This is a genomic window from Streptomyces sp. NPDC104307 (assembly GCF_055584045.1).
In genome coordinates this window covers 21,923-27,983 of the sequence record NZ_JBVJMU010000031.1, presented here as the reverse complement: position 1 = coordinate 27,983, position 6,061 = coordinate 21,923, and the positions used below count along the sequence as shown (strand labels likewise).

5 protein-coding genes are annotated in these 6,061 nt (G+C 71.5%); 1 reads left to right on the top strand and 4 read right to left on the bottom strand.

Annotation, left to right across the window (positions count from 1 at the left end):
* The 4 genes from ACZ601_RS38670 to ACZ601_RS38655 form a co-directional block, all read right to left on the bottom strand.
* Positions 1–111 (bottom strand): biotin carboxylase N-terminal domain-containing protein (locus tag ACZ601_RS38670; protein WP_469546836.1); only part of this gene is annotated, 111 nt, incomplete at its 3' end.
* Positions 108–335: an acyl-CoA carboxylase epsilon subunit gene (locus ACZ601_RS38665; protein WP_469546830.1), complete on the bottom strand. Its 228-nt coding sequence runs from the start codon at positions 333–335 to the stop codon at positions 108–110. The genes ACZ601_RS38665 and ACZ601_RS38670, both read right to left, overlap by 4 nt.
* A complete protein-coding gene (locus ACZ601_RS38660; RefSeq protein WP_440577242.1) occupies positions 332–2,002 on the bottom strand; it encodes an acyl-CoA carboxylase subunit beta in 1,671 nt (556 codons plus the stop codon). Before ACZ601_RS38660 ends, ACZ601_RS38665 begins: the two co-directional genes overlap by 4 nt.
* A 69-nt stretch (positions 2,003–2,071) precedes the next feature.
* Positions 2,072–3,466 carry an MFS transporter gene (locus ACZ601_RS38655; protein WP_469546826.1) on the bottom strand — a complete coding sequence of 465 codons (1,395 nt, stop codon included), beginning with the start codon at positions 3,464–3,466 and terminating at the stop codon, positions 2,072–2,074.
* A 288-nt stretch (positions 3,467–3,754) separates the two neighbouring features.
* Between ACZ601_RS38655 and ACZ601_RS38650 the strand changes: the two genes are divergently transcribed.
* Positions 3,755–6,007, top strand: a complete 2,253-nt coding sequence (locus ACZ601_RS38650) for a helix-turn-helix transcriptional regulator (protein ID WP_469546823.1) — start codon at positions 3,755–3,757, stop codon at positions 6,005–6,007.
* Positions 6,008–6,061: the final 54 nt, after the last annotated feature.

The window sequence follows — 6,061 nt, the reverse complement described above, 5'->3', positions numbered from 1 at the left end:
GTCCGCGTAGACGGCCACGCTCCCGATCCCCGCGTCCCGGCAAGCACGGGCAACACGGACAGCAATTTCGCCACGGTTGGCGATGAGCACCTTGCCGGTACGCCGGGTCATGACGCCCACGCTCCCGGCATCCGGAATCCGGCTCCCGGGTGCCGCCACACCGTGGGGACCAGGACCTCGCCCTGTGCCTCTGCCGTTCCCGCGTCCTGGGCCAACCGCAGACGTGCCGTCAGCAGTACGGCGAGTACGGCGACCTCTTCCGCTGTCGGCATGCCACGGGTCACTCGCACGGCGGCCAGGGCCAGTTCGGCCGTACCGGGTGGCTCGGGGCTCACAGCGGCAGGTTTCCGTGCTTGCGGCTGGGCAGGGCAGTGTTCTTCGTGCGGAGCATCGACAGGGCGTCGATGAGCCGTGCGCGAGTATCGACCGGATCGATGATGTCGTCGACCAGGCCGCGTTCGGCCGCGTAGTAGGGGTGCATGAGTTCGGTCCGGTACTCCTTGATCTTCTGTGCGCGCATCGCCTCGGGATCGTCGGCGAGGGCGATGTCCTTGCGGAAGATGACGTTCGCGGCGCCCTCCGCGCCCATCACGGCGATCTCGTTCGACGGCCAGGCGAGCGTGATGTCGGCGCCGATGGAGCTGGAGTCCATGACGATGTACGCGCCGCCGTACGCCTTGCGCAGGATCAGGGAGACGCGTGGCACGGTGGCGTTGCAGTAGGCGTAGAGGAGTTTGGCGCCGTGCCGGATGACACCGCCGTGCTCCTGTTCCACGCCGGGCAGGAAGCCGGGTACGTCGACGAGGGTCACCAGCGGGATGCTGAAGGCGTCGCAGAACTGGACGAAGCGGGCCGCCTTCTCGGATGCGTTGATGTCCAGGACTCCGGCGAGGTTGGCCGGCTGGTTGGCGACCACTCCGACTACCTGGCCGCCGAGGCGGGTGAGCGCGCACACGACGTTGGTGGCCCAGCGGGCGTGTACCTCGAAGAACTCGCCGTGGTCGACGATTTCGGCGAGCACGTCGCGGATGTCGTAAGCGGCGTTGGGCCGGGACGGCACGAGGCTGAGGAGCCGTTCGCAGGTGCGGTCGGCCGGGTCGTCGAGGTCTCCGGCGGGGGCGAGCTCCCGGTTGTTGGCGGGCAGCAGCGACAGCAGGTAGCGCACGTCCTGGAGGCACTCGGCCTCGTCGTCGTAGGCGAATCCCGCGACGCCGGAGAGCGTGGCGTGGCTGTCGGCGCCGCCGAGCCGTTCCTGGGTGACGTGCTCGCCGGTGACGGCCTGGACCACGTCGGGGCCCGTGATGAACATCTGGGACGTGCCGCGGACCATGAAGACGAAGTCGGTGAGCGCCGGGGAGTAGGCGGCGCCGCCCGCGCACGGGCCCAGGATCACCGAGATCTGCGGGATCACTCCGGAGTTACGGACGTTGCGGCTGAAGATGCCGCCGTATCCGGCCAGCGCGGTGACGCCTTCCTGGATGCGGGCGCCCGCGCCGTCGCAGAGGCCGATGAGCGGGGCGCCGGCGGTCTGGGCGAGGTCCATCAGCTTGTGGATCTTCTGGGCGTGGGCTTCGCCGAGGGCACCGCCGAAGATGCGGAAGTCGTGCGCGTAGGCGAAGACGGTGCGGCCGTGTACGAGGCCCCAGCCGGTGATCACGCCGTCGGTGTGCGGCTTCTTGTATTCAAGGCCGAAGCCGGTTGCGCGGTGCCGGCGCAACCCCTCCACCTCGGTGAACGTGTCCTCGTCGAAGAGCAGCTCGATGCGTTCGCGTGCGGTCAGCTTGCCCTTGGCATGCTGCGCCTCTGTGGCCTTCTCGCTGGGGCCGGCGACCGCCTTGCGGCGGATGGCACCCAGTTCCGCCGTGCGTTCCCGCAGCGAGGCGTGGCGCACATCCTCCGCGGTCGCGGGCTCCGCCGGTGCCGCCAGGCCGGACCGCGAGCGGACGGGGGTGATGTCCGGGATCGCCGGACGGTTCGTGGGCCGTTCCTCGATGACGCTCATGCAGACCTCTTTCGACGCGGTGGATCCCGACTGCTGGGGTACGCGGCGCCGAGAGGTTCAGCGGGCGGGCTAAAGGCGGGCTTGCGCGGACGGCCGCACCGTGGCGGCATCCGGGGCAGGGCGGGCCGGGCTGTGGCGGCTCAGGACGGCGAGGCCGGCCAGGGCGGCCAGGGCGGGCAGCAGGGTCATTCCGGCGATGATCCCGGCGTGCGCGAGGGTGCTCTGACCGGCGGCCCGGCCGGTGGCGGAGGAGGTGTAGCCGGTGCACTGCAGGGCCAGCGCATACAGGAACGGGCCGGTGGCGAGGCCCAGTGACTCGGCCGAGCCGAACAGGCCGGAGAGCGTGCCCGCAGCGCGTCCTGCCGCGCCGGCCGCCGCGCACTCCTCGGCCAGCATGGCGTAGAGGGAGAGCAGTTGGCCGGCGTGCCCGGTACCGACGACAAGCAGGACGACGGGTGCGGCCGCGGGCAGGGCGGGGGTGGCGGCGAGCAGCAGGCAGCCGCCGCTGAACAGGAGGGTGGCCTGGCGGAGCACGGCACGGTGGCCTCCGGCGCCTCTGCTGCGCCGGACCCACCAGGAGGTCAGGACCAGGTTCGGCAGGACGAACGCGGCAACCAGGGTGCCGGTCAGGTTGGCGTTGTTCAGGGCGTGTTCAGCGAAGTACGGGCCGCCGGCGAGGAGGCATCCGGTGGCGACGACCTGGAGGGCGGCGCATGCCACGAGTGGCGCGAAGCGGGGGGTGGTGCGCAGGACGGTCCAGGGGCGGGGGTGCTCGGCGAAGGACGGACGGGCCGAGACGGTTGGGCTGGTCGCGGTGACGGTGCGGCGGACCGCGAGGGTCGCGGCCGTGATGACAGCGGCTCCGGCGACTCCTGCCCATCGGTGTCCTGCGAGGCCGCCTCCGGTGGCGTTGATGAGCGCCGGGGTGGCCGCTCCTGCCACGAGGGCGGCTACGGCGATGCCTGCCACGCGGCCGGCCACAAGGCGGGTCCTGGCTTCCCGTTCGGGTGCCAGGAGCGCGGGCAGTGCGGCGTAGGAGGCGTGGAAGAAGGCGAAGGCGGTGGCGGCGAGAGTGAACGCCAGGGTGGTCCACAGGGCGCCCGCGCCACCGTGGGCGAATCCGGCGAAGGTCAGCAGGAAGGCAAGGGCCGAGGCGAGGCCGCCGTAGGTGAGGTGGCTGAGCTGGGCGCCGGTGCGGGGGGAGCGGTCGCCGCGCCGTCCTGCCCAGGGGGTGAGCAGGACGTCCCAGGCCTTCGGCAGCAGCACGGCGGTCCCGGCGAGGACGGCGGAGGTGCCCAGGGTGTCGGTGAGGTAGGGAAGCAGGAGCAGTCCGGGCAGGGTGGTGAAGACTCCGGTCACTGCGGATCCGCAGGCATAGCCGATCGGAATCCACGCACGAGGGGCATATGACACGCTGTTTCTCCCAACACGTGGAGGTTCGGACAAGTAGGCGTGTACGAGCATGGGCAGCCTGTGGTCGAACGCCAGTCAGGGATTTCCCTGTCACGGCCTTCGGGGCGGCCGGCCGCGCGCCAACCGGCGATGACCCTCATTCGACATGACCGGATCCGTACGGCTGCCGGGCTCGCTTATGGCTGAGGATCGCTGGAGAAACGCTTGAGGCCGAGTCGAATTGCGCTTGATCGATGGCTGGATTGCCCTCGCTTTACCGCCCTCTTACCAGCGCTTTGTCGCTGTGGGTGCATGGTCGTTCGCCAGGGAATTCCCTGACACGACCGATGGGGAGGCAACATGCCGCACGGGCATCCCGGACTGCGGGAGCCGATCGCCCGGCCGGGCCCGCATGCGGCCGAACTGGGCTTGCTGCTTGAGGAGTTGCGTCTCGCACGAGCCGGGTCCCGGCTTGTGACACTGTCCGGTGAGCCCTGGATCGGCAAGAGCCGCCTCGCCCGGCTGCTGTCGTGGGAGGCGGAGCACCGGGGCTGGGCCGTGGCCTGGGGACGGCCTCCGTGGGACGGGGCCCCGCGTCCGTTCCACTCGCTTGTGGACGCGCTCGACGACTGGCTGGCCGCCGCGGACCCCGCGGCGCTGCGACGCCTGGGCGAGGTCCGGATACGGACGCTGGCCCGGCTGTTCCCCGCACTGGGCGGCGCGGGTACGGACGGCGGGGGGGGAGTGGACGTCCACGCGACCGCACGGGCGGTGCGGGCCCTGCTTGAGCTGATGGCCGGGGACGACGGGCTGCTGCTGGTGCTGGATGACGCGCACCGGGCCGGCCCCGAAATGCTTGAACTCGCCGAATACCTGATGCGTCACCCGCCCTCCGCGCCGGTGCTCACGGTCCTCGTCCACCGCCGCGGCCCGACCGCGCTCGCCCTCTCGGGCCTCACGGCCGGGGTCGGGGCGGTGCGCCCGGTGGTGCTGCGTCCGCTGGACCGCGCCGACGCCGAGCCGCTGCTGCCGCCCGGAATCGGCCCGCTGCGCCGGGAGCTGGTTCTGCGGGACGCGGAGGGGGTGCCTGGGCTGCTGCGAGCGCTGGCGGCCGCCGAGTCGCCCGAGCCGGAACAGCCGGCGCACAGCACGCGCGAACTCGCCTGCGGCGCTCCGCCCTGGAGGGCCGGTGTGCCGGGACTGGACCTGCGGACGCTGTCACCGCTCGGACGGCGCACGATGGCGAGGGCCGCGGTGGTGGGTGACCCGTTCTCGGTGACGGCACTGGCGGCCGGACCGGACTCGGATGAGGTGCTGCGCGCGGTGGAGGAATTGCACGGCGAGGGCATCATCCGGCCCGACGCGCGCGCCGGGTGGTTCCGGTTCGCCCGGCCCGTCGTGCGGGCCCTGATGTGGCAGGCGTACGGGCCGGAACGCGGCGTGGGCCCGGTTTCCGCCGGGGGTGACCGGCCGGAGACGGTGACGGCGCTCCTGGAGACGTCCTCGGCACTGACCTCCCGGGAGGCGGCACTACTGGAAGAAGCGGCGCGCGCCATGGTGTTCGAGCAGCCCGCGCGCTCTGCCCGGAGTGCGCGGCGGGTGGCGCAGTGGCCCGACGCGCCTCTGTCCGCACGGCTGTTGCTCTGCCAGGCGCTGGTGTTGAGCGGTCGGCTGCCCCAGGCAGTGGGCGAGTACGCGCGGCTGTGGCCGCTCCAGGAGCGGTTCGGCGGGCCGGCCGGGCCGTGGGCCGAGGCCGCGGTGTGGCGGGCCCGGGCGCTGCGGCTGCTGGGGGCGGGGGCACAGGCGCGGCGGGCACTGCGGTCCGGGCCCGCGGAGGAGCGGGCGGTGCTGCACATGGCGCACGTCGAACTGGCCTCGCTGCTCCTGGAGTCGGGGCGGCCGATGCGCGGTGCGGCCCTTGCGGTGGCGCGGCGCGCGATGCGGAGCGTGCCGCGCGGTGATGTCGCGGCACATGGGCACGCGCTGGCACTGCTGGCGGCGGCGCGCGCGACCAACGGTGATGTGGTGCTCGCGCGTGAAGTGGCCTTCGAGGCGGACCTGTTGCTGTCGGGGCTCGGCCGGAGGCGCTCGGCGCCCGTTCTGGAGGCATGGCGGCGCCTCGGCGAGGCGGCGGCGGCGGACGGCGACGCGGAACGTGCCCTGAGGTGCTTTCACAAAGGATTCGACCTCGCTCTCCACCATGGGCAGCGGCATCTTTTGGGGCCTATGGCGCTCGGGCTCGCACGGACGAGTCTGGATTTGGGAGACCCCGCTTCTGCGTACGCCCACGCACATTTCGCCGCAGCTGAATTCGAGCAGTTCCCTTCCTCCCCTTTCAACGATGCCGCCCGGGAACTCATAAGAAGTGCAGAGCATATCGGAAACGATAATCAGAAGACTCTCTCATCGAGCATTCTGAGCTCGCGGGAACGAGACGTCGCCTTCCTTATCGGTCCGGGTTTCACCAATCAGCAAATAGCCACCCGGCTCAATCTCAGTGTCAAAACGGTGGAGACTTACATGGGGCGCATCTTCAAGAAAATGGGGGCGAGTTCACGCGCGCAGGTCGCCGTTATCGTTTCCGGCACACCGGCCCCCGGCGCCACCTCCTGACCGCTCACCAGCGCACCCCACGCGCGAACGGGCGGCCCGGAAAATCCGGACCGC

Bases quoted from the DNA above. Each gene is read 5' to 3' on its own strand.
- ACZ601_RS38655 (WP_469546826.1), bottom strand. From the start codon at position 3,466: ATGCTCGTACACGCCTACTTGTCCGAACCTCCACGTGTTGGGAGAAAC.
- ACZ601_RS38660 (WP_440577242.1), bottom strand. From the start codon at position 2,002: ATGAGCGTCATCGAGGAACGGCCCACGAACCGTCCGGCGATCCCGGAC.
- ACZ601_RS38650 (WP_469546823.1), top strand. From the start codon at position 3,755: ATGCCGCACGGGCATCCCGGACTGCGGGAGCCGATCGCCCGGCCGGGC.